General features: G+C 68.0%; 29 protein-coding genes. 6 read left to right on the plus strand and 23 right to left on the minus strand.

Annotation, left to right across the window (positions count from 1 at the left end):
• Positions 1 to 230 precede the first annotated feature (230 nt).
• The 3 genes from folP to rlmE all read right to left on the minus strand — a co-directional run bounded on the left by folP (position 231) and on the right by rlmE (position 3902).
• Positions 231 to 1130, minus strand: a complete 900-nt coding sequence (folP, locus tag DX912_RS02785) for a dihydropteroate synthase (protein ID WP_115841046.1) — start codon at positions 1128 to 1130, stop codon at positions 231 to 233.
• A 149-nt stretch (positions 1131 to 1279) separates the two neighbouring features.
• Positions 1280 to 3181, minus strand: coding sequence for an ATP-dependent zinc metalloprotease FtsH (gene ftsH, locus DX912_RS02790; protein WP_115840903.1), 1902 nt, complete (start codon positions 3179 to 3181; stop codon positions 1280 to 1282).
• A gap of 73 nt (positions 3182 to 3254) precedes the next feature.
• On the minus strand, positions 3255 to 3902 hold the full coding sequence (gene rlmE / locus DX912_RS02795; RefSeq protein ID WP_115840904.1) for a 23S rRNA (uridine(2552)-2'-O)-methyltransferase RlmE: 648 nt from the start codon (positions 3900 to 3902) through the stop codon (positions 3255 to 3257).
• Positions 3903 to 3975: 73 nt separating this feature from the next.
• Here rlmE and yhbY point away from each other — a divergent pair, with 73 nt between their 5' ends.
• Together yhbY and DX912_RS02805 are read left to right on the plus strand one after the other, a co-directional pair.
• Positions 3976 to 4281: a ribosome assembly RNA-binding protein YhbY gene (gene yhbY / locus DX912_RS02800; protein ID WP_115840905.1), complete on the plus strand. Its 306-nt coding sequence runs from the start codon at positions 3976 to 3978 to the stop codon at positions 4279 to 4281.
• 63 nt (positions 4282 to 4344) lie between these two features.
• Complete coding sequence (locus DX912_RS02805; RefSeq protein WP_115840906.1) at positions 4345 to 4719, plus strand: Mth938-like domain-containing protein; 375 nt, start codon at positions 4345 to 4347, stop codon at positions 4717 to 4719.
• Here DX912_RS02805 and DX912_RS02810 read toward each other — a convergent pair.
• The 5 genes from DX912_RS02810 to surE form a co-directional block, all read right to left on the minus strand.
• On the minus strand, positions 4716 to 5531 hold the full coding sequence (locus DX912_RS02810; RefSeq protein WP_181902678.1) for an endonuclease/exonuclease/phosphatase family protein: 816 nt from the start codon (positions 5529 to 5531) through the stop codon (positions 4716 to 4718). The two genes, DX912_RS02805 and DX912_RS02810, sit on opposite strands and share 4 nt — an antisense overlap.
• An 80-nt stretch (positions 5532 to 5611) precedes the next feature.
• Positions 5612 to 6391 carry a peptidoglycan DD-metalloendopeptidase family protein gene (locus tag DX912_RS02815; RefSeq protein ID WP_115840908.1) on the minus strand — a complete coding sequence of 260 codons (780 nt, stop codon included), beginning with the start codon at positions 6389 to 6391 and terminating at the stop codon, positions 5612 to 5614.
• 8 nt (positions 6392 to 6399) lie between these two features.
• Positions 6400 to 7014 carry a YqaA family protein gene (locus tag DX912_RS02820; RefSeq protein ID WP_115840909.1) on the minus strand — a complete coding sequence of 205 codons (615 nt, stop codon included), beginning with the start codon at positions 7012 to 7014 and terminating at the stop codon, positions 6400 to 6402.
• 82 nt (positions 7015 to 7096) lie between these two features.
• Positions 7097 to 7774 (minus strand): protein-L-isoaspartate(D-aspartate) O-methyltransferase, encoded by a 678-nt coding sequence (locus DX912_RS02825; protein WP_115840910.1) that lies wholly within the window; start codon positions 7772 to 7774, stop codon positions 7097 to 7099.
• Complete coding sequence (gene surE / locus DX912_RS02830) at positions 7771 to 8574, minus strand: 5'/3'-nucleotidase SurE (RefSeq protein WP_115840911.1); 804 nt, start codon at positions 8572 to 8574, stop codon at positions 7771 to 7773. The genes DX912_RS02825 and surE overlap by 4 nt, the downstream gene beginning before the upstream one ends.
• 184 nt (positions 8575 to 8758) lie before the next feature.
• Here surE and DX912_RS02835 point away from each other — a divergent pair, with 184 nt between their 5' ends.
• Positions 8759 to 9325 (plus strand): Smr/MutS family protein, encoded by a 567-nt coding sequence (locus DX912_RS02835; RefSeq protein WP_115840912.1) that lies wholly within the window; start codon positions 8759 to 8761, stop codon positions 9323 to 9325.
• Between the two features lie 40 nt (positions 9326 to 9365).
• Here DX912_RS02835 and DX912_RS02840 read toward each other — a convergent pair whose 3' ends face one another.
• The 10 genes from DX912_RS02840 to DX912_RS02885 form a co-directional block, all read right to left on the minus strand.
• Positions 9366 to 9608 carry a hypothetical protein gene (locus tag DX912_RS02840; protein ID WP_147298545.1) on the minus strand — a complete coding sequence of 81 codons (243 nt, stop codon included), beginning with the start codon at positions 9606 to 9608 and terminating at the stop codon, positions 9366 to 9368.
• 149 nt (positions 9609 to 9757) lie between these two features.
• Positions 9758 to 10810 carry a tRNA pseudouridine(13) synthase TruD gene (truD, locus tag DX912_RS02845; RefSeq protein WP_115840914.1) on the minus strand — a complete coding sequence of 351 codons (1053 nt, stop codon included), beginning with the start codon at positions 10808 to 10810 and terminating at the stop codon, positions 9758 to 9760.
• A complete protein-coding gene (gene ispF / locus DX912_RS02850) occupies positions 10807 to 11286 on the minus strand; it encodes a 2-C-methyl-D-erythritol 2,4-cyclodiphosphate synthase (protein ID WP_115840915.1) in 480 nt (159 codons plus the stop codon). Before ispF ends, truD begins: the two co-directional genes overlap by 4 nt.
• Positions 11283 to 11729: a hypothetical protein gene (locus tag DX912_RS02855; protein WP_115840916.1), complete on the minus strand. Its 447-nt coding sequence runs from the start codon at positions 11727 to 11729 to the stop codon at positions 11283 to 11285. Before DX912_RS02855 ends, ispF begins: the two co-directional genes overlap by 4 nt.
• Positions 11726 to 12439: a 2-C-methyl-D-erythritol 4-phosphate cytidylyltransferase gene (gene ispD, locus DX912_RS02860; RefSeq protein ID WP_115840917.1), complete on the minus strand. Its 714-nt coding sequence runs from the start codon at positions 12437 to 12439 to the stop codon at positions 11726 to 11728. Before ispD ends, DX912_RS02855 begins: the two co-directional genes overlap by 4 nt.
• Positions 12436 to 12780 (minus strand): cell division protein FtsB, encoded by a 345-nt coding sequence (ftsB, locus tag DX912_RS02865; RefSeq protein WP_115840918.1) that lies wholly within the window; start codon positions 12778 to 12780, stop codon positions 12436 to 12438. The genes ispD and ftsB overlap by 4 nt, the downstream gene beginning before the upstream one ends.
• Before the next feature lie 18 nt (positions 12781 to 12798).
• The gene (gene eno, locus DX912_RS02870; RefSeq protein ID WP_115840919.1) at positions 12799 to 14085 is read right to left on the minus strand and encodes a phosphopyruvate hydratase; all 1287 of its coding nucleotides are present in this window, start codon (positions 14083 to 14085) and stop codon (positions 12799 to 12801) included.
• A 113-nt stretch (positions 14086 to 14198) separates the two neighbouring features.
• Positions 14199 to 15032: a 3-deoxy-8-phosphooctulonate synthase gene (gene kdsA / locus DX912_RS02875; protein WP_115840920.1), complete on the minus strand. Its 834-nt coding sequence runs from the start codon at positions 15030 to 15032 to the stop codon at positions 14199 to 14201.
• A gap of 132 nt (positions 15033 to 15164) precedes the next feature.
• Positions 15165 to 16829, minus strand: coding sequence for a CTP synthase (gene pyrG, locus DX912_RS02880; RefSeq protein ID WP_115840921.1), 1665 nt, complete (start codon positions 16827 to 16829; stop codon positions 15165 to 15167).
• Between the two features lie 200 nt (positions 16830 to 17029).
• A complete protein-coding gene (locus DX912_RS02885) occupies positions 17030 to 17263 on the minus strand; it encodes a hypothetical protein (protein ID WP_115840922.1) in 234 nt (77 codons plus the stop codon).
• Positions 17264 to 17557: 294 nt separating this feature from the next.
• Here DX912_RS02885 and parE point away from each other — a divergent pair, with 294 nt between their 5' ends.
• Entirely contained in the window at positions 17558 to 19465 is a 1908-nt protein-coding gene (gene parE / locus DX912_RS02890) for a DNA topoisomerase IV subunit B (RefSeq protein WP_115840923.1), read from the plus strand.
• Positions 19466 to 19610: 145 nt separating this feature from the next.
• On the opposite strand, the gene hutG is transcribed toward parE, so the two are convergent.
• The 5 genes from hutG to DX912_RS02915 all read right to left on the minus strand — a co-directional run bounded on the left by hutG (position 19611) and on the right by DX912_RS02915 (position 25100).
• A complete protein-coding gene (gene hutG, locus DX912_RS02895; protein ID WP_115840924.1) occupies positions 19611 to 20411 on the minus strand; it encodes an N-formylglutamate deformylase in 801 nt (266 codons plus the stop codon).
• 21 nt (positions 20412 to 20432) lie between these two features.
• Entirely contained in the window at positions 20433 to 21779 is a 1347-nt protein-coding gene (gorA, locus tag DX912_RS02900; protein ID WP_115840925.1) for a glutathione-disulfide reductase, read from the minus strand.
• A gap of 67 nt (positions 21780 to 21846) precedes the next feature.
• Positions 21847 to 23103, minus strand: coding sequence for an NAD(P)/FAD-dependent oxidoreductase (locus DX912_RS02905; protein WP_115840926.1), 1257 nt, complete (start codon positions 23101 to 23103; stop codon positions 21847 to 21849).
• 10 nt (positions 23104 to 23113) lie between these two features.
• The gene (locus tag DX912_RS02910) at positions 23114 to 24358 is read right to left on the minus strand and encodes a DUF418 domain-containing protein (RefSeq protein WP_115841047.1); all 1245 of its coding nucleotides are present in this window, start codon (positions 24356 to 24358) and stop codon (positions 23114 to 23116) included.
• Between the two features lie 262 nt (positions 24359 to 24620).
• On the minus strand, positions 24621 to 25100 hold the full coding sequence (locus DX912_RS02915) for an FKBP-type peptidyl-prolyl cis-trans isomerase (protein WP_115840927.1): 480 nt from the start codon (positions 25098 to 25100) through the stop codon (positions 24621 to 24623).
• Positions 25101 to 25282: 182 nt separating this feature from the next.
• Between DX912_RS02915 and DX912_RS02920 the strand changes: the two genes are divergently transcribed.
• Positions 25283 to 25750, plus strand: a complete 468-nt coding sequence (locus DX912_RS02920; RefSeq protein WP_115841048.1) for a C40 family peptidase — start codon at positions 25283 to 25285, stop codon at positions 25748 to 25750.
• Positions 25751 to 25885: 135 nt separating this feature from the next.
• Entirely contained in the window at positions 25886 to 26566 is a 681-nt protein-coding gene (locus tag DX912_RS02925) for a C40 family peptidase (RefSeq protein WP_115840928.1), read from the plus strand.
• Positions 26567 to 26718 lie beyond the last annotated feature (152 nt).

Genomic DNA, 26718 nt, shown 5'->3' on the forward strand with positions numbered 1-26718 from the left:
GACAGCGATGTGGGGATCGTGCCGAACGCCTTGCCACACAAGCTTCGCAGCAAGTTTGGTCAGAAACTGACCACTGAAATCAGTTGACGTACAAGTCGATTTCGGCGTGTACACGTGCGCTATCCACACGGCCTGTGGACAAGCACGCGGACAACGTTGTGCGCATCGCGCTGCAAGCCTTGTGCAGCAAGGCGCCGCGGGGATTGATCAAAATATCGCCAGGCGATGCGTCATTCCTCGTCGGGCCACTTCGGCATCGACGGCGCGCTTTTCGCCCGCGGCATCGCCTGCGAGGCGACGGCGTTCCACACCTTCAGTGCATCCACGGTGGCGGCGACGTCATGCACGCGCAGCAGCTTCGCGCCACGCTGCGCGGCGATGAGGTGCGCGGCCACGGAGCCGGACGCGCGTTCGCGCGGTGCATCGCGGCCGGTGATCTCGCCGATGGTGCGCTTGCGCGAGAGTCCGGCGAGCAGCGGAACACCCAGTTCGGCAAGGCGTTCGAGTTGCGCGAGCAAGGCGAGGTTGTGCTGCGTGTTCTTACCGAAACCGAAACCGGGATCGACCACGATCTTCTTCTTCGCGATGCCAGCCATCTCCGCGGCGAAGATCCGTTCGGCGAGGAAGCGGTGAACATCGGCGACCACATCGTCGTAATGCGGCGCGTCCTGCATCGAACGCGGCTCGCCCTGCATGTGCATGAGCACTACGGGCACGCCGAGTTCGGCGGCGGCATCGAGCGCACCTTCGCGACGCAGCGCGTAGACATCGTTGATCATGCCCGCGCCGGCCTGCACGGCCGCGCGCATGACCTCGGGCTTGGAGGTGTCGATGCTGATCGGCAGCGAGGTCTCGCGCGCGAGGCGTTCGATCACGGGAATCGTGCGGCGCAGTTCTTCCTCGACCGACACGTCGGCCGCGCCGGGCCGCGTGGATTCGCCGCCGATGTCGAGCACGTCGGCGCCCTCCTCCGCCAGCGCCAGCCCGTGCGCGACGGCGGCATCGAGCGTGTCGTACGCGCCACCGTCGGAAAACGAATCCGGCGTGACGTTGACGATGCCCATCACGCGCGGGCGATCGAGCGCGAGCGGACGGCCGTTGCAGTCGAGGATGGGCGTGATGTCGAACATGGCGGCGGCGATCGCGAGGGAAAGCGCGATCTTACGGCTTCGGTGCACGTCGGGATGACGGGAAAGCCAGACGTTCGACATCCGCGTCGCCAAAAGCAAAGAGCCGGCACTAGGCCGGCTCTTCGATGCAGCTCATGTAACGCGATCGATCAGGTCTGCGCCGCAGGGCCGCCGATCGTGCCGGGACGCTCGCCGTCGTCCTTCGGCGTCTTGCCCGACTTCGACCAGTCCGCCGGCGGACCCGGCTTGCGGCCGGCCATGATGTCGTCGATCTGGTGCGCGTCGATGGTCTCGTACTGCAGCAGCGCATCGGCCATCACGTGCAGCTTGTCGAGGTTGTCCTTGAGGATCTGCGTGGTGCGGCCGTACGCCTTGTCGAGGATGTCGCGCACGACCTCGTCGATCTTGCGCGCGGTCTCGTTCGACACGTTCTTGTGCTGCGTCACCGAACGGCCCAGGAACACCTCGTCCTCTTCCTCGCCGAAGGTGATCGGGCCCAGTTCCGACAGGCCCCACTTGGTGACCATGTTGCGGGCCATCTTGGTGGCGCGCTCGATGTCGTTGGACGCGCCGGTGGTGACCTTGTCGGCGCCGAAGATCAGTTCCTCGGCGACGCGGCCGCCATACAGCGAGCACAGCTGCGATTCGATGGCGACACGGTTGAGCGAATACTTGTCGCCCTCCGGCAGGTACATCGTCACGCCCAGCGCGCGGCCGCGCGGAATGATGGTGACCTTGTAGACCGGATCGTGCTCCGGAACGATGCGGCCGACGATCGCGTGACCCGCCTCGTGATAGGCGGTGTTGCGCTTCTCGTCCTCGCTCATTGCCATCGAACGACGCTCGGCGCCCATCAGGATCTTGTCGCGCGCACGGTCGAAGTGCTCCATGCGCACGTCCTTGGCGTTCTCGCGCGCGGCGAACAGCGCCGCCTCGTTGCACAGGTTCGCCAGGTCCGCGCCGGAGAAGCCCGGCGTGCCGCGCGCGATCGTCATCGGATCGACATCGTCGTGCAGCGGCAGCTTGCGCATGTGCACGCGCAGGATCTGCTCGCGGCCCTTCACGTCCGGCAGGCCCACCACGACCTGGCGGTCGAAGCGGCCCGGACGCAGCAGCGCCGGGTCGAGCACGTCCGGACGGTTGGTCGCGGCGATGACGATCACGCCTTCACCGCCCTCGAAGCCGTCCATCTCGACCAGCAGCTGGTTGAGCGTCTGCTCGCGTTCGTCGTGACCCCCACCGAGGCCGGCACCGCGATGGCGGCCGACCGCGTCGATCTCGTCGATGAAGATGATGCAGGGCGCGTGCTTCTTGGCCTGGTCGAACATGTCGCGCACGCGGCTCGCGCCGACGCCCACGAACATCTCGACGAAGTCCGAACCGGAGATGCTGAAGAACGGCACCTTCGCCTCACCGGCGATCGCGCGCGCCAGCAGCGTCTTGCCGGTGCCCGGCGGGCCGACCATCAGCACGCCGCGCGGGATCTTGCCGCCCAGCTTCTGGAACTTGGAGGGGTCGCGCAGGAATTCGACGAGCTCGCCGACTTCTTCCTTCGCCTCGTCGCAGCCGGCGACGTCGGCCAGCGTGACCTTGACCTGGTCCTCGCCCTGCAGCTTGGCGCGCGAACGGCCGAAGCTCATCGCGCCCTTGCTTCCGCCCTGCTGCATCTGGCGCATGAAATACACCCAGATGCCGATGAACAGCAGCCAGGGGAGCACGTTGATGATGATGTAGAGGATCGACGGGCCGCTTTGCGGCGGCTGCTGGTCGATGGCGACGCGGTGGTTGATCAGGTCATTGATCAGGTCCTTGTCGTCCTTGGGCTTGTAGGTCGTGAACTTCGAGCCGTCGCTGCGCACACCGGTGATGGTGGCGCCGTCGTCGGCGATCTTCACTTCCTTCACCTTGTCCTGCTGGACCTGATGGACGAACTGGTCGTACGCCAGCTCCTGGCTCCCGGCAGCACCACGCGGCCCGAATGCCTGGAAGACCACCATCAACACGACGGCGACGATCACCCAGAGCAGCAGATTCTTGGCCAAATCGTTCATTCAGTTCCTACCTGGCGCCTGCGGCGCGTTGCAGCGGGGGCGGCGCCCATGCGCCGTGCAGCTCGATCAAACCTTACTTCATTACCGCGCGCTTGCCCTGTGCCAGCGCGTAGACCTCCGGCGACCGCTTGCGCGAGGCCTCCGGCTTGCGGATCACGACCCGGTCGTAGCGCCGGCGCAGCTCCTTCACGTACTCGTCGAAGCCGACCCCCTGGAACAACTTGATCAGGAAGTTGCCCCCGGTGCGCAGGTGCCGGTCGGCGAAGTCCATCGCCAGCTCCGACAGATACATCGCCCGGGGCATGTCGACCGCGTCCACGCCACTCTTATTGGGGGCCATGTCGGACAGGACAAGGTCCACCGGCTGGCCGTTCAGGGCGCCCACCAGCTGGGATAGGACCGCATCCTCCCTGAAATCGCCATGAAGGAATTCGACGCCCGCCAGCGACGGCATCTCCAGGATGTCCAGGGCGATCACGCGGCCCGGGCGGGCCGCATCGAGGCGGTCGAGCTCCTGCCGGACCCACTGGGACCAGCCGCCCGGAGCGGCGCCCAGATCGACCACCACCATGCCCGGCTTGAGCAGCCGGTCGCGTTCGACCAGTTCCTCCAGCTTGTAGGCCGCGCGCGAGCGCAGGCCTTCGGCCTTGGCCTTCTTCACGAAGGGGTCGGAAAAGTGTTCTTTCAGCCAGCGCTGGCTGGACTTGCTGCGGCTCGCCATCGGCGCGGCGTCGGGGTGAGCGTGGGGGCGGTCATGATACCCTGCGCGCCCCCCAGAGGTTTTCCGACTCCCGATGCAGACCGTCCTGACCGCCGCCCAGACCCGCTTCCTGCGCGGCCAGGCCCACGATCTCAAGGCGATGCTGCAGGTCGGCGGCAAGGGCATCACTGACTCGCTGGTGGCCGAGATCGACCTCGCCCTGGAGCACCACGAGCTGATCAAGGTGAAGGTCGGCGCGGAAGACCGCGAGGCCCGCGACGCGATGATCGACGAGATCGCCCAGCGCACCGGCGCCGCGCTGGTCCAGCGGATCGGCCACACGGCCGTGCTGTACCGCCCGAGCAAGGACCGCCGCCAGATCGTCCTGCCGCGCGCCTGACGTCCGCGCGGACCGGCGCGAAGACGGGGTTTCGTCCCGCTTCCCCGCCCCCACTTCGTCCCCATGCAGCTCAATCTCGAACACCCGGATCACGAGTTCCTCCTGCGCGCAGCCGATGGCGAGTCCGTGCGGGTGAACGAACGCCGCCTGACGGCCAGTTTCGTGCTCTCGCCCGACCGCCTCGTCGAGGGCTGGCCCGTTGGTGATGTCAAGGCGATGGCGCCGCAGGACCTCGACGCCGTCCTGGCGCTGGAGCCGGAAGTGATCCTCCTCGGCAGCGGCGCCACGCAGGTGTTCCCGCCGGCCGCCGTGCTCGCCCATTGCCTGCGCCGCGGCGTTGGCATGGAAACGATGACCAACGCCGCCGCCGCGCGAACGTTCAACGTGCTGGCCGGTGAAGGCCGCCGCGTGGTCGTGGCATTCGTCCTTCCCGGCTAGCGCCTGTCTTCGTGCGGCGCGAACGGCACCCGCACCCACACGCCGTAGTGATCCGACGCCCAGCGCCCCTCCGCGTCGGGCGTGTCGAGGATGCGCCGCGCCTCCGGCATCCCGAAGCTGCCTTGTTCCGCGTACACGCGATCGATGCGCGCCGGTGGATTGAAACGCGGATTGAGCGTCGCATGCGCGAGGCCGTCGACCGCTACGCCTGCATGCGCGAGCGCGTATGCGTCGACGAAAGCCGCGCGCAGCGGCGTCAGCTCCGCGGCATCCGCCGTGACGTTGAAATCGCCGCCGATCACGACCGGCGCAGCGCCGCGCGTGGCATCGACGAAGGACAGCAGGTCCGCGACCTGCCGCGCGCGCGTGGCGCCGCTTCGATCCTCGAAATCCAGGTGCACCACGTAGAGATTCACCGCGCGTCCGCGCACCGTCGTGCGCACCCAGCCGGCGATGCGATAGGCGTTATCCGGCTGCAGGCGACGGAAGCCGCGCGAGGTGGCGGGTTCGCGCGTGAGGATCGCATTGCCGTAGCGACGCGAACGATCGACCGGATCGACCGAGACGAAGAAGGCGTGATAGCCAAGCCGCTGCGCGAGCGCGATCGCCTGGTTCGGCAGCGTTTCGTCCTGCAGCACTTCCTGCAGCAGGATCGCGTCGGGCGAGAGGCGGCGCAGTTCCGCTTCGATCATCGTGGCGCGATGCGGCCAGCCCTCGCGATCGTGCCAGAGGTTGAGGGTGACGATGTCCAGCGTGGGCGCGTCGTCACGCATCGTCGCCATCGATGCGCAGCCGGCGAGTATGGCCAGCATCATCGCCATTGCCCAAAACGACAGGCGCCGCACGAAGTCCGCACGGCGGCCACTGCGTCCGCATTGCGCGGACGCGATGTTCACCGCTTCGGAAGGTAGATCAGCGGATCGACGGGTTTGCCGTTGTAGCGCACTTCGAAGTGCAGCATCTCGCGCGGCGCGCCGCTGCGGCCCATCTCGGCGATCTGTTGTCCCGAGCGCACCAGCTGGCCTTCGTTCACCAGCCGGTTGCGGTTGTGGCCGTACGCGGAGAGCCACTGCTCGTTGTGCTTGATGATGATCAACTCGCCGTAGCCGACCAGGCCGGAACCGGAATACACCACGACGCCATCCGCCGCCGCGCGCACGGGCGCACCGCTGGCGCCCGCGATGTCGACGCCCTGCTTGGTCGGTTCGCCTGCGACGTAACGGCCGATGAGTTCACCGTCGGCCGGCCAGCGCCACTTGATGTCGCTTGCGGCCGGCGCGGCGGGCTTCGGCGCGGGCGCGGCCGGTGTCGTTGCAGCGGGCTTCGTCGTCGTGGTCGTGGCAGACGGACGCGTCGCGGCCGTGCTGCCACCCTTCCCCGCCGGATACAGGCGCAGCTTCTGGCCGGGGTAGATGGTGTACGGCGGAGCGATGCCGTTCCATGCCGCCAGGTCCTGCTGGCGCACGCCGTTGCGCGAGGCGATCGAGAAGAGCGTGTCGCCCCGACGCACCGTGGTGGTCACGCCGGGCCGCGGCTTGGAGGGCGCTTCCGAGGAGGCGCCCGGTTCGCGATAGACCTTCGTGGTCCAGCAACCGCCGAGCAGCGCGGCGAACGCCACGAGCGAGGCGGCAGCGAGAGATCGGACGGCAACGTTTCGCGATGTTCCGGTCATGCTTCCTCTCATCCCAACTGCGTCTTCCAGACCAGCCAGCCGATCGCCGCAATCAGCAACACCAGCGCGATCCAGCCGATCGGCTCGATGTACCTGCGCAACGCGGCTTCGGCGCGGACGCCGCCGATGCGGATCACCAGCGCGATCAGGTAGACGCGCTTGCCGCGCCCGATCAGCATGCTCAGTACGTACTGCGGCATGGGCACGCCGACGATACCCGAGGCCCATGTGAAGACCTTCATCGGGATCGGCGCGAAGCCGCCCAGCACGAGCAGCCAGAACACCGCCCATGGCGACTCGGCCATCTTGGCCTGCACCGTCGCGATGCCCGACTCGATGCCGCCCAGCATGCCCATCGCGGCGAACAGCGGCTTGACCGCCTCGAAGGCGTAATGCCCCAGTGCGTAGCCGACCAGCGCGCCCACCATCGAACCGGCCAGGCTGATCGTCGCGAACCAGAATCCGCGCCGCGGCTGCGCGACGCACATCGGCGCCAGCATCACCTCGGGCATGATCGGGAAGATGATCGCCTCGATGAAACTCAGCCCGACCAGGTAGGCCGGTGCGTGGCGATGGCGGGCCCACACCAGCGCCCGTTCGTACAACGGTCCAAAAATCTTCAAGCGGCGCCCCTGTGTTTCAGTGGTGTCGTCGGTCTGCGGTGGTCAGCGCGCTGCCGGTGCGGAGCACGGTGGATCGGGTGGGTCAGTCGACCATGCCCGACAGCAGCGGCACGAAGACTACCGGTGCGAGCGTCTGCTGGGTGACATTGCCGTCGGCATCCTTCGACAGCTTCAGCAGCGATTGGGATCCGGCCCCGCCGACGGGGGCGATCAGCGTGCCGTTGGCGGCCAGCTGCCCGGTCAGCGCATCGACCAGGGCCGGCGCGGCAGCGGTGACGATGATCGCGTCGAACGGGCCGTTCTCGGGCCACCCGATCCGGCCGTCGTCGTGCTTGCTGCGCACGTTCATGCCGAGTTGGCGGAAACGCTTGCGCGCGGTGCGCAGCAGTTCGCCGATGCGCTCGACGGTGTGGACTTCCAGCCCCAGCGCCGCGAGCACCGCAGCCTGGTAGCCCGAACCCGTGCCGATCTCCAGCACCTTTTTCGGTTCGGACTCGAGCAGCGCCTCGGTCATCTTCGCGACCACCCACGGCTGCGAGATCGTCTGGCCGTGGCCGATCGGCAGCGCGGTGTCCTCATAGGCGCGCGTGGCGAGCGCCTCGTCGACGAACAGGTGGCGCGGCACAGTGCGGATGGCATTGAGCACGCGTTCGTCGCGGATGCCGTTGTCGCGCAGGCGATCGACCAGGCGGTCGCGCACGCGCTGCGACGTCATGCCGGAACCGATCGCCTCCGGCTGCAGGCGCATGCGCAGCGTCATGCCGCACGCTCCGGCTTGCGGGATGCCGGATGGCCGAGCGAGGTGGCCAGGCCGTCGACCCAGCTGGCGACCTGCTCGAGCGCGTGGTAACGCGTGAGGTCGACCTGGATCGGCGTGATTGAGATATGGCCGGTGCGAACGGCATGGAAATCCGTGCCGGGGCCGGCGTCCTGCTCGGCGCCGGCCGGGCCGATCCACCACCACTGGCGACCCCGCGGATCCTGCTGCGGGATGCACGCCTCGGCGCGATGACGGTTGCCCAGTCGCGTCACTTCGAACCCGCGCACTTCATCCCACGGGATGTCCGGCACGTTCACGTTGAGGATCGTGTCGGCCGGCAGCGGGTCCACGCGCAGGCGGGCGATGATTTCCGCCGCCGCGCGCGCCGCGGTTTCGTAATGCTTGCCGGTGTGATCGACCGTCTGCAACGACATCGCCACCGCGGGCAGGCCGAGGAACCGGCCTTCCATCGCCGCGGCGACGGTGCCTGAATAGATGACGTCGTCGCCCAGGTTGGCGGTGTTGTTGATGCCGGAGACCACGATGTCGGGTTCGACCTCGAGCATGCCCGTGATGGCCACGTGCACGCAGTCGGTCGGCGTGCCGAACACGCGCCAGGTCGAACCGTCGAGTTGCTGGACGCGCACCGGCGCATCCAGGGTGAGCGAGTTGCTGGCACCGGAGCGGTCCCGGTCGGGCGCCACCACCAGGACCTCGTGCCCCGCCGCGCGCAGGCCTTCGGCCAGGACGCGGATGCCGGGCGCGTCGACGCCGTCGTCGTTGCTCACCAGTACTCGCATGGACTCCCTTGTGTATTCGCTTGCAGACAACGCTTGCCGGAACCTGACGCCGGCGCGGAACAGGCCGCACCGCGTGAAGGGCCATGATAGCCGAAGCCGCCCGCGCGCCCGGCGACGGCGTGCACGTCCCGGCAACATCGCGTCAACGGTTTGCGGTATCGGCCCGCAACGCTAGGCTGATGGCATGTCCGAACCACGCGACGATGACGAAGACGACGCCGAGCTGTTCCGCTCGGCGATCGGTCCGGTGCGGCCGATGCGCGAGACCGCGCCGCCGCCGTCCGCGCCCCGGCCGCGCCCGCGCGCGCGCATGGCCGAGCGGGACGAGGCACAGGCGCGCGAGCAGTTCCGTCATGCGCTAGAAGACAGCCTGCTGGAAGCCGGCGACGCGCTGAGTTACCGCCGCGACGAGGTGTCGCCGCGCCTGTTGCAGAAACTCAAGCGCGGCGAGATCTCGGTGCAGGAGGAACTCGACCTGCATGGCGCCGACACGCGCGAGGCCGAACAGCTGGTGCGCGCCTTCCTGCACGACGCCCGCCAGCACGGCGTGGGCTGCGTGCGGATCGTGCACGGAAAGGGATTGCACGGCGCCGCCACTATCGCCTCCGGCGGCCAGCCCGTGCTGAAGAACCTCGTGGACCGCATGCTGCGGCACCGCGCCGACGTTCTCGCGTTCCACTCCGCGCCGCCGGCGCAGGGCGGCACCGGTGCGGTACTGGTGCTGCTCGCGCCCCGCCGTCTCCGTTCGTGACGATCCGCCCGGAACGGAATCCGGAGGGCGACGGGCAGGTTTACTTCGGTTCGCCAGTCGCCTGCGCGACCTGGTCGGCCGTCTTGTGCGGCACGTTCACCCAGACCACTTCCAGTCCGCGGCGACGCGCGATGCGCTCGACGTAGGCGACGTATTCGTCGTCGGCGTCGTTGAGCGAAGGCGCACGCGGTTCGGGCACATAGGTGGACCTGGATTCCATGCCGGCACAGGCCGACAGTCCGACGAGCGACAGCAACACGGCCATGCGTAGCGATGCGTTCATGACGACATCTCCATGACGGTTCGCCGGGCCCCGTGGCGCGGCGGCAGCGCGTTGCGACGCTGCAATTCCGGTATACGCCGGCCGTCGGACGGAGCCAGTGCCGCCCGATCCTTTCCGACGAACGGTCGCGGATGCGGCGTGAAGCGTGCCTAGCCCGCCCGTCCCACCGCGCGTACGTCGCCCAATTCGGCGAGCACGACCGTGGCATATGCACCCGGCGGCAAAGCGAAGGCGACTTCGAGCACGTCGTCCTCACGCCACGACCACGTCAGTTCCGCCGGCTTCAGGCGCAACGCGCGGCGCTCCTGCTTCAGGCCTTCGGCTTCCAGGCCGGCGCGCAGTGCGAGCGCTTCCTCGCCGGAGAGCGCTTCGGTTTCCAGCCGCGCGGCGTCGCCCGTCGAACGCAGTTCGCCGCGTCCCCACAGCGGGCCGGTCGGGTGGATGTCGAATGAGGCGAGGCGCTGAGCGAGCGCGTCGTCGAACGGCTCGGGGCCGAACACGCTGCGGCTTCCGTCGAGCATCCAGACCTCGCCATCGAGCGGCGTGTCCCAGCTCCCGCGCTGCACGCGTTGCGCGAGCACACGGTTGAACAGCTCCGAACGTGCGGCGGACATCAGCAGCGTGCGCTGCTCGCGGCGCACGCGGCGCCCGGCGAACATCGCACGCGCGTTGGCGACGTTGTCGCCGTCGCGGCCGAAGCGCTGTTCGCCGAAATAGTTCGGCACGCCGCGTTCGGCGATGGATCGCAGGCGCTGTTCGATCGCCGCGCGTTCGCCGGACACGCCACGCAGCGTGAGCACGAAACGGTTGCCCGCCAGCGCGCCGCGCGGCAGCTTCTTCGCGTGCCAGGTGTGTTCGACAACGGTGAGGCGTTCCTCGCCCTGCGCGAAATCAAGCGTCGACAGATCCGGTGCGACCTTCTTCGGCAGGTGCACGCTGAAGCGTTGCCGCGTGACGGCGTGGCGATCCTTCAGGCCTGCGTAGCCGATGGCGACTTCGTCCACGCCGGCCCACTGCGCGATGTACTTCGCCGCGAAGCCGGTGTTCATGCCGCGCTTCTCGACAGTGAGCAGCAGGTGTTCGCCGGCACCGGACGGCTCGAATCCCGGCAGTTCCTCGACGACGAAATCCTCCGGCGTCGTGCGCATGTTGGCCGACAGCACGGCCTCGCCGTGCGCGCGCGGCAGCGCGGCGTCGCTCACGACTTCACCAGCAGGCACACGGCCATCGCGGCGATGCCCTCGCCGCGCCCGGTGAAACCGAGCTTCTCGCTGGTGGTCGCCTTGATGCTGATCGCGTCGACTTCGACGGCGAGTTCCTGCGCGAGCACCTCGCGCATCGCCGCCGCGTGCGGTCCGACTTTCGGCCGCTCGCACACGACGGTCACGTCGGCATTGCCCAGCCGCCAGCCGCGCTCGCGTGCGAGCGCATCGCAGTGGCGCAGGAACGCGCGACTGTCGGCGCCCTTCCACTGCGGATCGCTCGGCGGGAAGTGCTTGCCGATGTCGCCCAGCGCCAGCGCGCCGAGGATCGCGTCGCACAGCGCGTGGATCACGACGTCGCCATCCGAATGCGCGAGCACGCCGCGATCGTGCGGCACGCGCACGCCGCCGAGCACGACATGGTCGCCGTCGCCGAACGCGTGCACGTCGTAGCCCTGGCCGATGCGGATGTTCATTTCGAGATCAATGCCTTGAGCATGCGTTGCGAATCGACCAGTTCACCCAGGCGCGACATGCCGACCTGCACGTCGCGGTTCTCCACCACGCCGCCCATCGCCAGCTCGCCCAGCGTCTTGAACGCGTTGCCGAAGCCTTCGGTGCCCTCGGCCACGATGGTCTGGCGCGCCGTTACGGTGCAATCCACGGCGACGAGGCGTTCGAACGTCGCCGCCGCGTCCTTCTCGATCTTCGCGCGCTGCGCGTTGTCGATCGCTGACAGCGCCTGCAGGTCCGGATGGATCGCGATGGCGGAAAAGATCCACTGCACGAGGATGCGGCGATCGTCCGGCGTCGCCGAGCGCTTGAGGCACTCGGACAATGCGGCCCCCGCCTCGCCGGCATGCGCCGGAGTACCCCACAGGCCAGTGGCCAGGACAAGCGTTGCGAACAGTGCCTTCATTCGGATCCCCCTTGACCCGGTCTGGATTGGAACAGCCATTCCATCAACGTGAGGTCGGATGGCGTGGTCACCTTGAGGTTGTCCTCGCGCCCTTCCACCAGTGCCGGATGCGCGCCCATGCGCTCCATGGCCATGGCTTCGTCGGTGACGACGACGCCGTCGGCACGGGCGCGTTCCAGCGCGGCCGTGAGTGCGCCGCGCCGGAAGGCCTGCGGCGTGAACGCGCGCCACAGCGCCGAACGCGGCTCGGTCGCGACGATGTGCGCGGCCGCGTCGGCACGCTTGAGCGTGTCGCGCACCGGCGCACCGAGGATGGCGCCATCGGCGTGCGTCGTTGCCACGTCGATGAGTCGATCGATGTCGCCTGCGTGCACGTTCGGGCGCGCGGCGTCATGCACGAGGATCAACGCGTCGTCGCCGACATCCGATGGCAGCGCGTGCAGCGCGGCGAGCACCGAATCGGCGCGTTCGCCGCCGCCATTGCAGCGCAGCAGCGGCTTGCCGTGGCGCGAGGTCCAGCCCGGCCAGCGTGCGTCGTCGGCGGCCAGCGCGACCAGCGCACCGTCGATGCGCGGATGCGAAAGCAGCGCGTCGAGCGCGTGCGCGATCAGCGGCTTGCCGGCCGCTTCGAGGTATTGCTTGGGAACTTCGCCGCCGAAGCGTGTGCCACGGCCGGCGGCGGGCAACACCGCCCAGATGCGCGGTGTCACGGCGCCGGAGCCTGCGCGTCGTCGGCAGGCGGCGTGTCGGTGGCGGGCGTGGTCGAACCTTCCGGCTCAACCACGCGATAGAACGTCTCGCCGGGCTTGATCATGCCCAGCTCGCTGCGCGCGCGCTCCTCGACGGCCGCTTCGCCGGACTTGAGGTCTTCGACCTCCGCCGCGAGCGCGTCGTTGCGCTGCTGCAGACCCGCGTTTTCGCGCGTCTGCTGCTGCACCTGCCGGTCCAGGCGGGCGACGGAGCGACTGCCGCCCTCGCCCACCCAGAGGCGGTACTGCAGGAACGCCAGCAATCCGGCGAGCAGCACCAGCAGCAGTCGCAACCAGCGCATGCGCGCGTGCCCCGTGCCTTAGCGCTTGAGGGAAACGAAGGCGTCGCGGCCGGCGTACTTCGCGGCCGAACCGAGCGCTTCCTCGATGCGCAGCAGCTGGTTGTACTTGGCGACGCGGTCGCTGCGGCACAGCGAGCCGGTCTTGATCTGCGTGGCGGTCGTGGCGACGGCGATATCGGAAATCGTCGTGTCCTCGGTCTCGCCCGAACGGTGCGAGACGATCGCCGCGTAGCGGTTCGCGTCGGCCATCGCGATGGCTTCCAGCGTCTCGGTCAGCGTGCCGATCTGGTTGACCTTGATGAGGATGGCATTCGCCACGCCCTGGTCGATGCCTTCCTTGAAGATCTTCGGGTTGGTCACGAACAGGTCGTCGCCGACCAGCTGCACCTTCTTGCCGATCTTGTCGGTGAGCTGCTTCCAGCCGGCCCAGTCGTGCTCGGCCATGCCGTCCTCGATGGTGACGATCGGGTACTGCGCGGCCCAGTTGGCGAGGAAGTCGACGAACTGCTCGCTGGTCAGGCGCTTGCCTTCACCGGTGAGGTTGTACTTGCCGTTCTCGTAGAACTCGCTGGAGGCGACGTCCAGGCCGAGCAGGATGTCCTCGCCCGCCTTGTAGCCGGCCTTGCCGATGGCTTCCAGGATGGTTTCCAGCGCTTCCTCGTTCGAACGCAGGTCGGGCGCGAAGCCGCCTTCGTCGCCCACCGCGGTGCTCAGGCCGCGGCCCTTGAGCACGGACTTGAGCGCGTGGAACACCTCCGTGCCGGCGCGCAGCGCCTCGGCGAAGCTGTCCACGCCGACCGGCAGGATCATGAATTCCTGCAGGTCCACGTTGTTATCGGCGTGCGCACCGCCGTTGATGATGTTCATCATCGGCACCGGCAACACGGCCTCGCGGTTGCCGGCAAGGTACTTCCACAGCGGCAGCTTCTTCGATGCGGCCACGGCGTGGGCGTTGGCGAGCGACACGCCCAGCAGCGCGTTCGCGCCGAGGCGGCCCTTATTCTCGGTGCCGTCCAGGTCGATCATGCGGCGATCCAGGCCGGCCTGGTCGTCGGCGTCGAAGCCTTCCAACGCCTTGGCGATCGTCGTGTTGACGTTCTCCACCGCGCGGCGCACGCCCTTGCCGAGGTAGCGCGTCTTGTCGCCGTCGCGCAGCTCCACGGCTTCCTTGGTGCCGGTCGACGCGCCCGAGGGCACCGCGGCGCGGCCGAAGCTGCCGTCGGCCAGGGTGACTTCGGCTTCGAGGGTCGGATTACCGCGGCTGTCGAGGATTTCGCGGGCGTGGACTTTGGCGATGGTCGTCATGGGTTTCGTCGTAGGGGCGAAAGCGGATTTGGACACGGATTAAAGCAGAACCGGACAAGGGCGGCACGGCGCGCTACGGCAGCGCCGTCGCAGCACGCCTCGTCCGGCAAGGTTCAGACCGTGGATTCGAGGAAACCGTTCTTCTTGGTGATCCGGTCGATTTCCAGCAGCGTTTCCAGCAGCGCGCGCATCTTCGGCAGCGGCCACGCGTTGGGACCGTCGGACAGCGCTTCGTCCGGCACCGGATGGGTTTCCATGAAGATGCCGTCGATGCCGACCGCCATCGCCGCGCGCGACAGCACCGGCACGAATTCGCGCTGGCCGCCGCTCTTGCCGCCGGCACCGCCGGGCAGCTGCACCGAATGCGTGGCGTCGAAAACCACCGGGCAGCCGGTGTCGCGCATCACGCTCAGCGAGCGCATGTCGCTGACCAGGTTGTTGTAGCCGAACGACACGCCGCGCTCGCAGGCCATGATCTGCGTGTTGCCGGTGGCCTTGGCCTTGTCGGTGACGTGCTTCATCTCCCACGGGGAGAGGAACTGGCCCTTCTTGATGTTCACCGGCTTGCCGGCGCGGGCCACGTTCTGGATGAAGTTCGTCTGGCGGCAGAGGAACGCCGGCGTCTGCAGCACGTCGACGACCGCCGCGACCTCGTCCATCGGCGTGTATTCATGCACGTCGGTCAGCACCGGCACGCCGATCTGCTTCTTCACCTCGGCCAGCACCTTCAGGCCTTCCTCGAGGCCCGGGCCGCGGAAGCTGGTGGCGGAGGTGCGGTTGGCCTTGTCGAAGCTCGACTTGAAGATGAAGTTGATGCCGAGCTCAGAGGTGATTTCCTTGAGCTTGCCGGCGGTGTCGAGCTGCAGCTGCATCGACTCGATCACGCAGGGGCCGGCGATCAGGAAGAAGGGTTGGTCCAGGCCGACTTCGAATCCGCAGAGGTTCATTCGCTTCTTCGCTTTTGAGCCCTCCCCTTCAAAGGGAGGGTTGGGTGGGGATGGTGTGGCGTGATGTACCGCATCGGGAAAGGGACACCATCCCCTCCCCGGCCCTCTCCTTGAAGGGGAGGGAGAACAGCGTCAGGCGGTCGCTTCCTTCAGCAACCGACCACCCGCCTGCGCCTTGCGCTCGCGCGCGGCGCGGATGAAACCGACGAACAACGGATGTCCGTCGCGCGGGGTCGACAGGAACTCCGGGTGCGCCTGGCAGGCCAGGAACCACGGATGCGCATCGCGCGGCAGCTCCACCATCTCCACCAGCAGGTCGTCCATCGACTTGGCGCTGATGGTCAGGCCGGCGTCTTCCAGCTGCGTGCGGTAGCGGTTGTTGAATTCGTAGCGATGGCGGTGGCGTTCGGCCACGACGTCCTTGCCGTACATCTCGCGCGACAGCGTGCCCGGCTTCAGGCGCTGCTCCTGCAGGCCCAGGCGCATCGTGCCGCCGAGGTCACTCTCCTCGCTGCGGCGTTCGATCTCGCCCGAGGACGTGCGCCATTCGGTGATCAGGCCGATCACCGGATGCGGGCTGGCCTTGTCGTTCTCGGTGCTGTTGGCGCCCGACAGGCCCGCGACGTGGCGCGCGTAATCGACCACCGCCGCCTGCATGCCGTAGCAGATGCCGAAGTACGGAAGGCCGGTCTCGCGCGCAAACTTCGCGGTGAGCACCTTGCCCTCGAAGCCGCGATCGCCGAAGCCGCCCGGCACCAGGATGCCGTCGACGTCGTTCAGCGCGTCCACGCCCTGCTGTTCGATGTCGGACGACTCCAGCCACTTCAGCTTCACGCGCGTGCGCTGGCGCAGGCCGCCGTGCTTGAGCGCCTCGGCGACGGACTTGTAGGCGTCCTGGTGGTCGACGTACTTGCCGACGACCGCGATGGTGACGTTGTCGACCGGATGCTCGCTGGCATCGACGACCTCGTCCCACTCAGACAGGTCGGCCGGACCGGCAGTGATGCGCAGGCGGTCGAGCACGATCGCGTCCAGGCCCTCTTCCTGGAAGCGGCGCGGCATCTTGTAGATGTTGTCCAGGTCGACGGCCGAGATGACCGCACGTTCGGGGACGTTGGTGAACAGCGCGATCTTGCGGCGCTCGCTGTCGGGCAGCGGCTGCTCGCTGCGGCACAGCAGGATGTCGGGCTGGATGCCGATCGAGCGCAGTTCCTTGACCGAGTGCTGCGTCGGCTTGGTTTTCAGTTCGCCGGCCGCGGCGATCCACGGCACCAGGGTCAGGTGCATGAAGATCGCGCCGTCCGGACCGCGCTCGGAGCGGATCTGGCGGATGGCCTCCAGGAACGGCAGCGACTCGATGTCGCCCACCGTGCCGCCGATCTCGACCAGGCCCACGTCGAAGCCGTCGGTGGCCTCCACGATGCAGCGCTTGATCTCGTCGGTGATGTGCGGGATCACCTGCACCGTGCCGCCGAGGTAATCGCCGCGGCGTTCCTTGCGGATCACGTTGTCGTAGATCCGGCCGGTGGTGATGGAGTTCTTGCGGGACAGGCGCGTGCGCAGGTAGCGCTCGTAATGGCCCAGGTCCAGGTCGGTCTCGGCGCCGTCGTCGGTGACGTACACCTCGCCGTGCTGGAACGGGCTCATGGTGCCGGGGTCGACGTTGATGTAGGGGTCGAGCTTCATCATCGTCACGCGCAGGCCGCGCGCTTCGAGGACGGCCGCCAGCGAGGCTGCTGCAATGCCCTTGCCAAGCGAGGACACCACGCCGCCGGTGACGAAAATCAGGGGAGTCATGGTTTTACTGCCGCTGGAAAGCCGTAGTTTACCGGCTCGGCCGGTTGAGGGCGAGCCGAGTCGCGTTCATGGGGGCGCATCGATCCGTTCCGCGGCGCCGGCTTGGCACCCGCGCCCACAACCGCGCGGCTTCACGCCGGAAACGAAAACGCCCCGCGGCTGCGGGGCGTCGGATTCGCGGACCGCGAAGGCGGCGAGGCTCAGCGCTCGTCCTCTTCCTCCGGCTCGCGGGTCGGGTCGGCCTTGTCCTTCTTGCCGGCCTTGCCGGTGTCGGCCTTCGGCGCGTCGGCCTTCTGGCCGGCCTTGTCGCGCGACTGCTGCGACTGCGCGTTCTTCGCCGCGTCGGCCTGCGGCGCCGGCTGCTGCTGGGCGAAGGCGGGCGTCGCCAGCGTAGCGGCGATAACGGCGGGAAGGACGAGCTTGCGGATGTTCATCGGATACGACCTCCAGTGGAGAGAACACGCCCTGAAGCGGGCGGCGCTGCGGGCGGGCCGCGACGCTGGCGGCACCCTACCCTCGCGGCGCCAAGCCTGCACTGAACGGGGCGCCTGGGCCGATGTGGGGCGGTCGCTGGCCCGACACAAGGGTCGCGGGCGCGTCTCAACCTGGGTGACAGGTGGCCCCGATGCTTCCCGACCGGACCGACATCACCCGCGTGTTGTATTTCCGGCCCGGGCCACCGACCATCCCCGCTCCGCCTCGTACGTCCTCGAAGAAGTCGTCGAAGAATGAGTTCCCGTTACAACGCCGCAGACATCGAAGTCCTTTCCGGCCTTGACCCCGTCAAGCGCCGCCCCGGCATGTACACCGACACCGCGCGCCCGAACCACCTGGCGCAGGAAGTCATCGACAACGCCGTCGACGAGGCCCTCGCCGGCCACGCGCGCACCATCGAGGTGACGCTGCACAACGACGGCAGTTGCTCGGTGTCCGACGACGGCCGCGGCATGCCGGTGGACATCCACCCAGAAGAGAAGATCCCCGGCGTCGAACTGATCCTCACGCGCCTGCACGCGGGCGGCAAGTTCAGCAACAAGAACTACACCTTCTCCGGCGGCCTGCACGGCGTGGGCGTCAGCGTGGTCAACGCGCTGTCCAGGCACGTCGAGGTCAGGATCAAGCGCGACGGCAACGAATACCGCATGACCTTCAAGGACGGCGACCGCGCGACGCCGCTGGAAGTGGTCGGCACCGTCGGCAAGAAGAACACCGGCACGCGCGTGCATTTCTGGCCCGACGCGAAGTACTTCGACACGCCCAAGTTCAACGTGCGCGCCCTGCGCCACCTGCTGCGCGCCAAGGCCGTGCTGTGCCCGGGCCTGACGGTGAAGCTGTTCGACGAAGCGACCGACGAGCGCAACGAGTGGTACTACGAGGACGGCCTGCGCGATTACCTTCGCGGCGAACTTGCAGAACGCGAGCTGCTGCCGCCGGAGCTGTTCGTCGGCAAGCTCACCAAGGACACCGAGACCGCCGACTGGGCCGTCGCGTGGGTCGTCGAAGGCGAGCTGGTGCAGGAAAGCTACGTCAACCTGATCCCGACCGCGCAGCACGGTACGCACGTCAACGGCCTGCGCACCGGCTTCACCGACGCGCTGCGCGAGTTCTGCGACTTCCGCAATCTGTTGCCGCGCGGCGTGAAGCTCGCGCCGGAAGACGTGTGGGACCGCGTCGCCTTCGTGCTCAGCATCAAGATGACCGATCCGCAGTTCAGCGGGCAGACGAAGGAACGCCTGTCCTCGCGCCAGGCCGCCGCCTTCGTGGAAGGCGCCGCGCACGATGCGTTCTCGCTGTGGCTCAACCAGCACGTCGAACTGGGCGAGAAGATCGCGCAGCTGGCGATCGAACGCGCCGCCGCGCGCCTGAAGACCGAGAAGCAGGTCGTCCGCAAGAAGGTCACGCAGGGGCCTGCGCTTCCGGGCAAGCTGGCCGACTGCTCGAGCCAGGACCTGTCGCGCACGGAACTGTTCCTCGTCGAAGGCGACTCCGCCGGCGGCAGCGCGCGTCAGGCGCGCGACAAGGATTTCCAGGCGATCCTGCCGCTGCGCGGCAAGATCCTGAACACCTGGGAAGTCGCGTCCGGCAGCGTGCTGGCGTCGCAGGAAGTGCACGACCTCGCCGTCGCCATCGGTTGCGATCCGGGCAAGGACGACCTGTCGGGCCTGCGCTACGGCAAGGTCGTCATCCTCGCTGACGCCGACTCCGACGGCCTGCATATCGCGACGCTGCTCAGCGCGCTGTTTCTGAAGCATTTCCCGTCGCTCGTGGCCGCCGGCCACGTCTTCGTCGCGATGCCGCCGCTGTTCCGCGTCGACGTGGGCAAGCAGGTGTTCTACGCGCTGGACGAAGAGGAAAAGCGCATCCTGCTGGAGAAGATCGAACGCGAGAAGGGCGATCGCAAGAAGGGCTTCAGCGGTCAGGTCAACGTCACCCGCTTCAAGGGCCTGGGCGAGATGAACCCTTCGCAGCTGCGCGAATCGACGATCCATCCCGACACGCGCCGCCTCGTGCAGCTCACCGTCGACGACGACACCCAGACGCATTCGCTGATGGACATGCTGCTCGCGAAAAAGCGCGCAGGCGACCGCAAGCAGTGGCTGGAAACGAAGGGCGACCTGGCGACGCTGGAAGTCTGACCCGCCCGCGACGTCGCTCACCTTCGCGATCCTGCTGGCCCCGCTAATCGCGTTCGCCAGCCTCGGCCACCAGTGCGCCGCTCCGTGCGGTGCGGCGCATCAGGGCTAGGCCGATGAGCAGACGCCCATCGCAAAGAGCCCTCTCTCAGCCGACCGACAAGGTCGCCAGTAGCAGGTTGCGGATTACCGCCTGCAGCGTCGCCGCCTTCCCGGCGTCGTACGCGAAGCTGTCCTCGTCCATGTAATTGCGCTGGCTGACTTCCAGCTGCACCGTCTCCACGCCTCGTGCGAGGTCGGCGTAATGGCGCGTGATGTAGCCGCCCTTGAAGCGGCCGTTGACGACGTGGTCGTAGTCGATCTGACCCTCCAGCACCGCTTCCAGACGCTGCTGCAATGCCGGCGAACAGCTCGCGCCACCGGCCGTGCCCAGGTTGAGATCCGGCAGCCGGCCTTCGAACAGGAACGGCAGGTTGCTGCCGCGGATCGAATGGCCCTCCCACAGCACCACGCGGCCGTGTTGCGCGCGCAGGCGCTCGATTTCGCCCATGAGCGCGTCGTGGTACGGACGCCAGTAACGCTCCACACGCGTCGCGACTTCGGCCTCGTCGGGCGCCTGGCCTTTGAGGTACACGGGCTCGCCGGTGAACTGCACGGCCGGACACAGGCCCGTGGTGTTCTGGCCGGGATAGAGCGAGGTGTCGTCGGGCGGACGGTTCAGGTCGACGACGTAGCGCGAATGACGCGGCACGATGATCGACGCGCCCATCTCGCGCGCGAAGTCGTAGAGCACCGAGACGTGCCAGTCGGTATCCGGCGCACGGCGCGCGGCCGGCACCATCCGCGCGGCGAGTTCCTCGGGAATGTGGCTGCCGTCGTGCGGCAGGCTCACCAGCAGCGGCGCGGTGCCGCGATGCAGGGTGAAGACGTCGGTGTCGTGGGCGTTCATCGTGCAGGTCTCGTCGCGCGTTCAGCGCATCAGCACCACTTCCTCGGCGCTGGTCGGATGGATGGCGACCGTGTCGCGCAGGTCGTTCAAGGTGATGCCACGCTTCAGCGCGACGGCGAAGCCCTGGAGGATCTCGTCCGCCGCTTCGCCCAACAGGTGGATTCCGATCACGCGCTTTTCGTCGCCCAGGCACACCAGCTTGAACAGGCTGCGCTGCGGGACGTCGGCAAGCGCCGAGAGCATCGGCCGGAATCCGGCGCGATACACACGCACGGCATCGCCATGGATTTCACGCGCCTCGCGCTCGGTGAGGCCCACCTGCCCGATCGGCGGATGCGAGAACACCACGGTGGGAATGTCGCGCGCATCCAGCAGTGCGGTCGCGCCGCCATACACGCGATCCATAAGGCGCCGCGCGGCGGCGATGGCCACTGGCGTGAGCGGTGGGTTCGGCGTGATGTCGCCGATCGCGAAGATGCCGTCGACATTCGTCGCATGGCGTTCGTCGACGGCGACATGGCCGCCGACATCGGTGGCGACGCCGGCGCGCTCCAGTTCCAGTCGCTCGCTGTTGGGCTTGCGACCCGTAGCGAACAGCACGGCATCGAACGGATCACTCAGCTCGCCGTCCTCGCAACGCACGCGCCTGCCCTTGTCTTCCAGCGCGGCGATCGAATGACCGAAATTCAGGCGGATGCCGGACTGCCGGTAATCCTCGCCGAGCTGCATGGCCAGCTCGTGATCGAACCCGTTGAGCAGGCGGTCGCCACGCACGAAGAGGTCCACGCGGCTGCCGAGCGCCTGCAGCAGGCCCGCCAGTTCGACGGCGATGTAACCGCCGCCGACGATCGCGACACGTTCGGGCGCTGCCCGCCACTGGAAGAAATCGTCCGACACGCAGCCCCATTCGGCGCCGGGGATCTCCGGCCGATGCGGCCGCCCGCCCGTCGCGATGAGGATGCGTCGCGCGCGCAGCAACGTGCCGTTCTCGCATTCGACGGTCCGCGCATCCACGAAGCGGCCGAAGCTCGGCACCACCATGATCCCCGCCGCATCGAGCCGTCGACGGTAGCTGGCGTGGATGTTGGCGACGTAGCGCTCGCGGTGGACGATGAATTCCGGCCAGTCCAGCGTCGCCGGCGGGACGTCGAATCCGAGCGTCTGCGCGAGGCGCAGCCGGCCGGCGACATCCGCCGCGAGCCACATCGCCTTCTTTGGAACGCAGCCGACGTTCACGCACGTGCCGCCCAACAGGTGCGGCTCCAGCATCGCGACGCGCGCGCCGTGTTCGGCCGCGCGGAATGCACCGGCCAGGCCGCCGGAGCCGCCACCGATGACGATCAGGTCGAAGCCGGCTTCCAGGCTCATGCGCGCATGCTCATGCAGACACGATCATCGCGACGTGCACATCCCGGCATGTTCTTTTCGCACCCGGTCACGAGAAACGCTCGATGCCGTACGGCGCCGGATCGAGGTCGGGGCGACGCCCGACGACGAGATCGGCGACGAGCTGGCCGGTCGCGGCGCTCATGCTCACGCCCATCATCCCGTGGCCCGTCGCGACGATGACGCGTTCGTTGCCGGGCACGCGTCCGATGATCGGCACGTCGTCGCAGCTCATCGGACGCCAGCCGAACCATTGTTCCTGCTTCTGCGCGCCGTACGGCTCGTGCAGGTATTCGCTCGCGCCGCGTTCGAGCGCGGCGAGCCGGCGCGGGTTGAGCGTGTCGTCGTAGCCACTGAACTCCATCGTGCTGCCGAGACGGAAGCCACTTTCCCAAGAGGTCACGCAGACCTGGCGCTCGCGCAGCACCAGCGGGCGGCGCGGCACGCGCGACGGCGTCGAGTACGTGATCGAGTACCCCTTGCCCGGCTGGATCGCACTTTTGAGTGCCGGCGCACCAATGGCGTTGGCGAGCTTGGGCGACCATGCGCCCAGGGCCATCACCATCTCGCGCGCGGCGATGTCGCCCTGCGCGGTGGATACACGCACGCCGTCGCCGTCGTCGCGAACGCCGGTGAAGGCGCAATGCTCGACGATGGTGCCGCCGCGGGCGCGCACCACGCGCGCGAGCTCGCCGACGTAGCGGTCGGGCCGCAGCACGGCGTCGCCATCGAAACGGATCGCACCGGCGACGCCGGGTTTGAGCGCGGGCTCCATCAACTCGTACGTGCGGCCATCCACCACGTCCACGCGCACGCCCAGTTCGCGAAGGAAACCGACTTCGTCCTGGAAGTGCTCGAATTCGTGCGGATCGCGGAAGACGTAATCCTCGCCGGAATGGGCGAATTCGCAGGCGAGGTCGTAATCGCGCACCCAATCTGCGAGCCGATCGCGCGAGTCGTTGAGGATCGCGGACTTCGCACGCGCACTGCTGCGCCAGTCGCGGTCGTTGCAGCGCACGGCAAAGCGCAGCAGCCACGACCACAAGGCCGGATCGAAGCGCGGCGCGACATAGAGCGGCGCGTCCGGCGTGAGCATCCAGCGCAACGCACGCACGACGACGCCAGGCGCGGCCAATGGCGGCGCGTGGCTGGGCGTGATCGTGCCGCAATTGCCGTGCGAACTGCCGCCGCCGACACGGCCGGCGTCGATCACGCGGACGCTTCGTCCGCTTTCCAGAAGAGCCAGGGCGCTGGCCAGTCCGATCACGCCGGCCCCGACGATCACCACATCTTCGCGCTGTTCCATGGGCATCAGTTTAGGGGGTCAGGGCGGAGGTGGCCCGCATCGGCGGGAAACGACCATACGTAAACGCCCGCCAGAGCCATTCCACCGGGCCGAAACGGAAATGCGAAAGCCACAGGCGACTAGCCACGACCTGCATCGCGAACAGCACCACGACGCCCAGCAGTTCCCATCTACGCGGCACGCGGCCCCACAGGCCCAGGCCATAGCCATAGAACACCAGGGTGCCGACGATCGACTGCAGCAGGTAGTTCGTGAGCGCCATGCGTCCTGCCGGCGCGAGCGCGCCGAGCATGCGCGCGCCCGTCCGTGTCTGCAGCGCGCGCAGCGTCCATGACAGGTAACCCAAGCTCATCAGCGGTGAGGCCAGCAGCATGAGCGACATGGCCAGCAAGGCTCGCGCGCCGTCGGTCTCCCAATCGAAGCGCGTCGCCACCGACACGCTTGCAAGCGCGAGCCCGAGGCCGGCCGGCAACGCGACGAATCGAAGCACGCGATGCAGGCGAAGATGCGCGGCGGGATCGGTGATGGCGCCACTGCGCAGAAGCCAGGCGCCCATCAGGAAGATGCCCAGCGCGAAGACCTCGAACACGAGCGTCTCGTCGAGGTTGTCGATGAAGAAGCGACCGCGCACAAGCACCGCATCCCACCACGAGCCGCTCGAATAGGCGACGACTTCCTCGGCACGACGCGCCTTCTCGAGCGCGAGTCGCGCGGCTTCCGACGCGGAATGGTCGGCCTGCGTCGGCTCCGGCGAGACCCACATCATCCCCGCCATCAGTAGCAGCACCAACGCGGGCACCCCGTACAGCGCCGCGCCCCATCGGCCCTGACGCGCCGGTTCGGCATCCCGGAACCACAGCAGCACGACGGCGCCCAGCGCATAGGTGACGAGGATGTCGCCTGCCCAGATCAGCAGCGCGTGCACCAGCCCGATGAGCATCAGGCCGGCCGCGCGGCGCAGGTACAGCGTGCTGAAGTCGATGCCGGCCACACGCGCGCGCTCGTCCAGCGCCGCGAAGCCCATCCCGAACAGCAGCGAGAACAGGATCCAGAACTTGCCCTGCACGAAGACGTAGACGAGCCAGGCCAGCGCGTGGTCCACCGGGGGCAGCGACGGGTCCAGCCCCTGCCCCATGTCGCGCAGCGGGCGGCTGAAATATTCCACGTTCATCAAACCGATGCCGAGCAGCGCGAGTCCGCGCAGCACATCGAGCGACACTACCCGCTCGCCCGCCGCGACGGGGACCGCGGCCATCGACGCATGTTCGCGCGATCGCGTGCTCGATACCTGCGTGGTCACCACCGCGCCGTTCCCTGCATCAGCCACCACTCCCGTTCGCCGTGGAACGATTAGAGCACGCAGCCGATCGAGGGGCCTGCGCCGCATCGGACTTCTGCGTTCGGAAAAGCGCGCGACCGGCAGTCGGGGTTACCCGCGTGCGGTGGCTTGGAACGACGGCAGCGCCGGAAACAGAACGGCCCGCTTTCGCGGGCCGTCGGTATCGCAGGAACGTCGATCAGTGGTGGTGACCACCGTCGCCGTGCACGTGGCCGTGCTCGATTTCTTCGGCCGACGCTTCGCGCACTTCGACGATCTCGATGGCGAAGTGCAGGTCCTTGCCGGCCATCGGGTGGTTCAGGTCGACGTCGACCACGCTCATGCCGACCTTCTGGATCGTCACGGCGCGCGGACCGAAGTTGGTCGGCAGCACGGCCTGCATGCCCGGCTCCAGGCGGGCGCCCTTGAAGTGCTTCTTCGGCACGCGCTGGGTCAGGCCTTCACGACGCTCGCCGTACGCCTCGGCGGCGGTCACGTCGACTTCGAACTTGTCGCCGGCTTCGCGTCCGTCCATCGCCGTTTCCAGGCCCGGGATGATGTTGCCGTGGCCGATGAGGATCGCGAGCGGCTCGCGGCCTTCGGAGGTTTCCAGCGGCTCCTGGCCGACTTCGGAGACGGTGTAATGGAAACGGACGACGCGGTCTTTCTCGATCTTCATTGGACTGGAACTCGGCTGGTGGCCACGACGGCGGCGGCCCGGGTGCGGCGGCAGGCTTGCCGTCGACGACATGAACGGCCAAAGTAACGGCCGTGACGAAAGCTCGGCATTATCCCGGCAAGCTCATTCCCGCGCCAGCGCGCGGCCTTCACCTCTTTCTTCTTGGCGTGCTCGTCGCCGCGATGGCCGGCTGCGGTGGCGGTCGCGAGACGGTGCGCCGAAGTGCGCCCCCGCAGCAGCGGGTGTGGCCGGTGGTGGAGCCGGCGGATCCGGTCGCGGCCAACGCGGTCCTGATGCGGGCGATCAGCCTGGTCGGCACGCCGTATCGATATGGCGGAAACACGCCGGAAGGCGGCTTCGACTGCAGCGGGCTGGTCAATTACGTGTATCGCGACATGCTGTCGCTGAGCCTGCCCCGGACCTCCCGCGACCTGGCGGCCTTCCAGGGTCCGAAGATCGTCCCGGATCGCCTTGCCGCTGGCGACCTGGTGTTTTTCGGCCAGAGCGGCAACGTCAGCCACGTCGGTATTTACGTAGGTGAAGGACGCTTCGTCCACGCGCCCAGTACGGGGGGCACCGTGCGGCTGGACCATCTCGATGGCAGCTACTGGCGGGACCACTACACCGGCGCCAAGCGGGTGCTCCGGTGAAGTCCAAGTGAAGCCCTTGGCACGATTTGTGACACCGTCCGAATTCACTTAACGAACTTTTTACGAAATACGAACGACATTCGTCGTTCACGCAGGCATCATCCCCGGCGACTGTGTTGCCGTGAACTCTGCGTGATGCCCTATACGACCCCAGGCGCCCTTGCCGCCCCGACCTTCCGACACCGGATCAAGACCCGGTTCGCGATTGCCGCCGCGCTGGCCCTGATGGCCGTTCCGGCCTTCGCTCAGCAGATGCCTTCGTCCTCCCTGGCCGGCGATTCGGCCGACGCACCCGCCCCGGTGGCGCACCACACCCTTCCGGAAGCGATGAGCCTGTCCGACCGCGCCCTGCTGCTGGCCACGGACATGAACCGCTACCTCGTCCCCGCCGCGGCGGCGGGCGAGCCGATGACCGAGCTTCCGGCCGAGGAGCAGGGCAAGATCAAGACCGTCCTGCAGCGCGCGATGGCCCTGCTGGGCACCCCGTACCGCTGGGGCGGCAGCGACCCGAACAAGGGCTTCGACTGCTCGGGCCTGGTTGGCTACGTCTTCCGCAACGCCCTGGGCATCGAACTGCCGCGCGTCTCGCGCGAGATGGCCAAGACCGGCGAACTCATCAACGACCGCGCCAAGCTCAATGCCGGCGACCTGGTGTTCTTCGGTCGCCGCGGCCGAGTCGACCACGTCGGCATTTACGTCGGCGAAGGCCGCTTCGTCCACGCGCCCAGCCGCGGCAAGGACGTGCAGGTGTCCGAGCTCAACGGCGGCTACTGGGGCCAGAAGTTCATCGAAGCGCGCCGCGTCGAAGGCATCTGATCCGTCGCAGCGCTTCAGCCAAAAGGCCGCCGAAAGGCGGCCTTTCTATTGGGGCGCACTTGTTTGGGCGCAAATGGAGGCGCTCGCGGCGCCTCGATGGCGCTGCCGCCGCCGTCCATGGCGAAGCCCCGACGCTTCGGAACGTCCGGCCG

The sequence above is a fragment of the Lysobacter soli genome (genome assembly GCF_003382285.1).
GTDB lineage: Bacteria > Pseudomonadota > Gammaproteobacteria > Xanthomonadales > Xanthomonadaceae > Lysobacter_J > Lysobacter_J soli.

Coding starts and splice junctions, on each gene's coding strand:
- gorA (WP_115840925.1), bottom strand. CDS start 21,779: ATGAGCCTGGAAGCCGGCTTCGACCTGATCGTCATCGGTGGCGGCTCC.
- DX912_RS02915 (WP_115840927.1), bottom strand. CDS start 25,100: ATGAAGATCGAGAAAGACCGCGTCGTCCGTTTCCATTACACCGTCTCC.
- DX912_RS02925 (WP_115840928.1), top strand. CDS start 25,886: ATGCCCTATACGACCCCAGGCGCCCTTGCCGCCCCGACCTTCCGACAC.
- rlmE (WP_115840904.1), bottom strand. CDS start 3,902: ATGGCGAGCCGCAGCAAGTCCAGCCAGCGCTGGCTGAAAGAACACTTT.
- ftsH (WP_115840903.1), bottom strand. CDS start 3,181: ATGAACGATTTGGCCAAGAATCTGCTGCTCTGGGTGATCGTCGCCGTC.
- DX912_RS02855 (WP_115840916.1), bottom strand. CDS start 11,729: ATGAAGGCACTGTTCGCAACGCTTGTCCTGGCCACTGGCCTGTGGGGT.
- DX912_RS02910 (WP_115841047.1), bottom strand. CDS start 24,358: ATGGCCGCGGTCCCCGTCGCGGCGGGCGAGCGGGTAGTGTCGCTCGAT.
- DX912_RS02835 (WP_115840912.1), top strand. CDS start 8,759: ATGTCCGAACCACGCGACGATGACGAAGACGACGCCGAGCTGTTCCGC.
- surE (WP_115840911.1), bottom strand. CDS start 8,574: ATGCGAGTACTGGTGAGCAACGACGACGGCGTCGACGCGCCCGGCATC.
- ispF (WP_115840915.1), bottom strand. CDS start 11,286: ATGAACATCCGCATCGGCCAGGGCTACGACGTGCACGCGTTCGGCGAC.
- eno (WP_115840919.1), bottom strand. CDS start 14,085: ATGACGACCATCGCCAAAGTCCACGCCCGCGAAATCCTCGACAGCCGC.
- ftsB (WP_115840918.1), bottom strand. CDS start 12,780: ATGCGCTGGTTGCGACTGCTGCTGGTGCTGCTCGCCGGATTGCTGGCG.
- DX912_RS02825 (WP_115840910.1), bottom strand. CDS start 7,774: ATGACGCTGCGCATGCGCCTGCAGCCGGAGGCGATCGGTTCCGGCATG.
- DX912_RS02920 (WP_115841048.1), top strand. CDS start 25,283: ATGGCCGGCTGCGGTGGCGGTCGCGAGACGGTGCGCCGAAGTGCGCCC.
- DX912_RS02840 (WP_147298545.1), bottom strand. CDS start 9,608: ATGAACGCATCGCTACGCATGGCCGTGTTGCTGTCGCTCGTCGGACTG.
- DX912_RS02885 (WP_115840922.1), bottom strand. CDS start 17,263: ATGAACATCCGCAAGCTCGTCCTTCCCGCCGTTATCGCCGCTACGCTG.
- DX912_RS02810 (WP_181902678.1), bottom strand. CDS start 5,531: ATGCTGGCCATACTCGCCGGCTGCGCATCGATGGCGACGATGCGTGAC.
- folP (WP_115841046.1), bottom strand. CDS start 1,130: ATGTTCGACATCACGCCCATCCTCGACTGCAACGGCCGTCCGCTCGCG.
- pyrG (WP_115840921.1), bottom strand. CDS start 16,829: ATGACTCCCCTGATTTTCGTCACCGGCGGCGTGGTGTCCTCGCTTGGC.
- DX912_RS02815 (WP_115840908.1), bottom strand. CDS start 6,391: ATGACCGGAACATCGCGAAACGTTGCCGTCCGATCTCTCGCTGCCGCC.
- hutG (WP_115840924.1), bottom strand. CDS start 20,411: ATGAACGCCCACGACACCGACGTCTTCACCCTGCATCGCGGCACCGCG.
- DX912_RS02805 (WP_115840906.1), top strand. CDS start 4,345: ATGCAGCTCAATCTCGAACACCCGGATCACGAGTTCCTCCTGCGCGCA.
- DX912_RS02905 (WP_115840926.1), bottom strand. CDS start 23,103: ATGGAACAGCGCGAAGATGTGGTGATCGTCGGGGCCGGCGTGATCGGA.
- yhbY (WP_115840905.1), top strand. CDS start 3,976: ATGCAGACCGTCCTGACCGCCGCCCAGACCCGCTTCCTGCGCGGCCAG.
- kdsA (WP_115840920.1), bottom strand. CDS start 15,032: ATGAACCTCTGCGGATTCGAAGTCGGCCTGGACCAACCCTTCTTCCTG.
- parE (WP_115840923.1), top strand. CDS start 17,558: ATGAGTTCCCGTTACAACGCCGCAGACATCGAAGTCCTTTCCGGCCTT.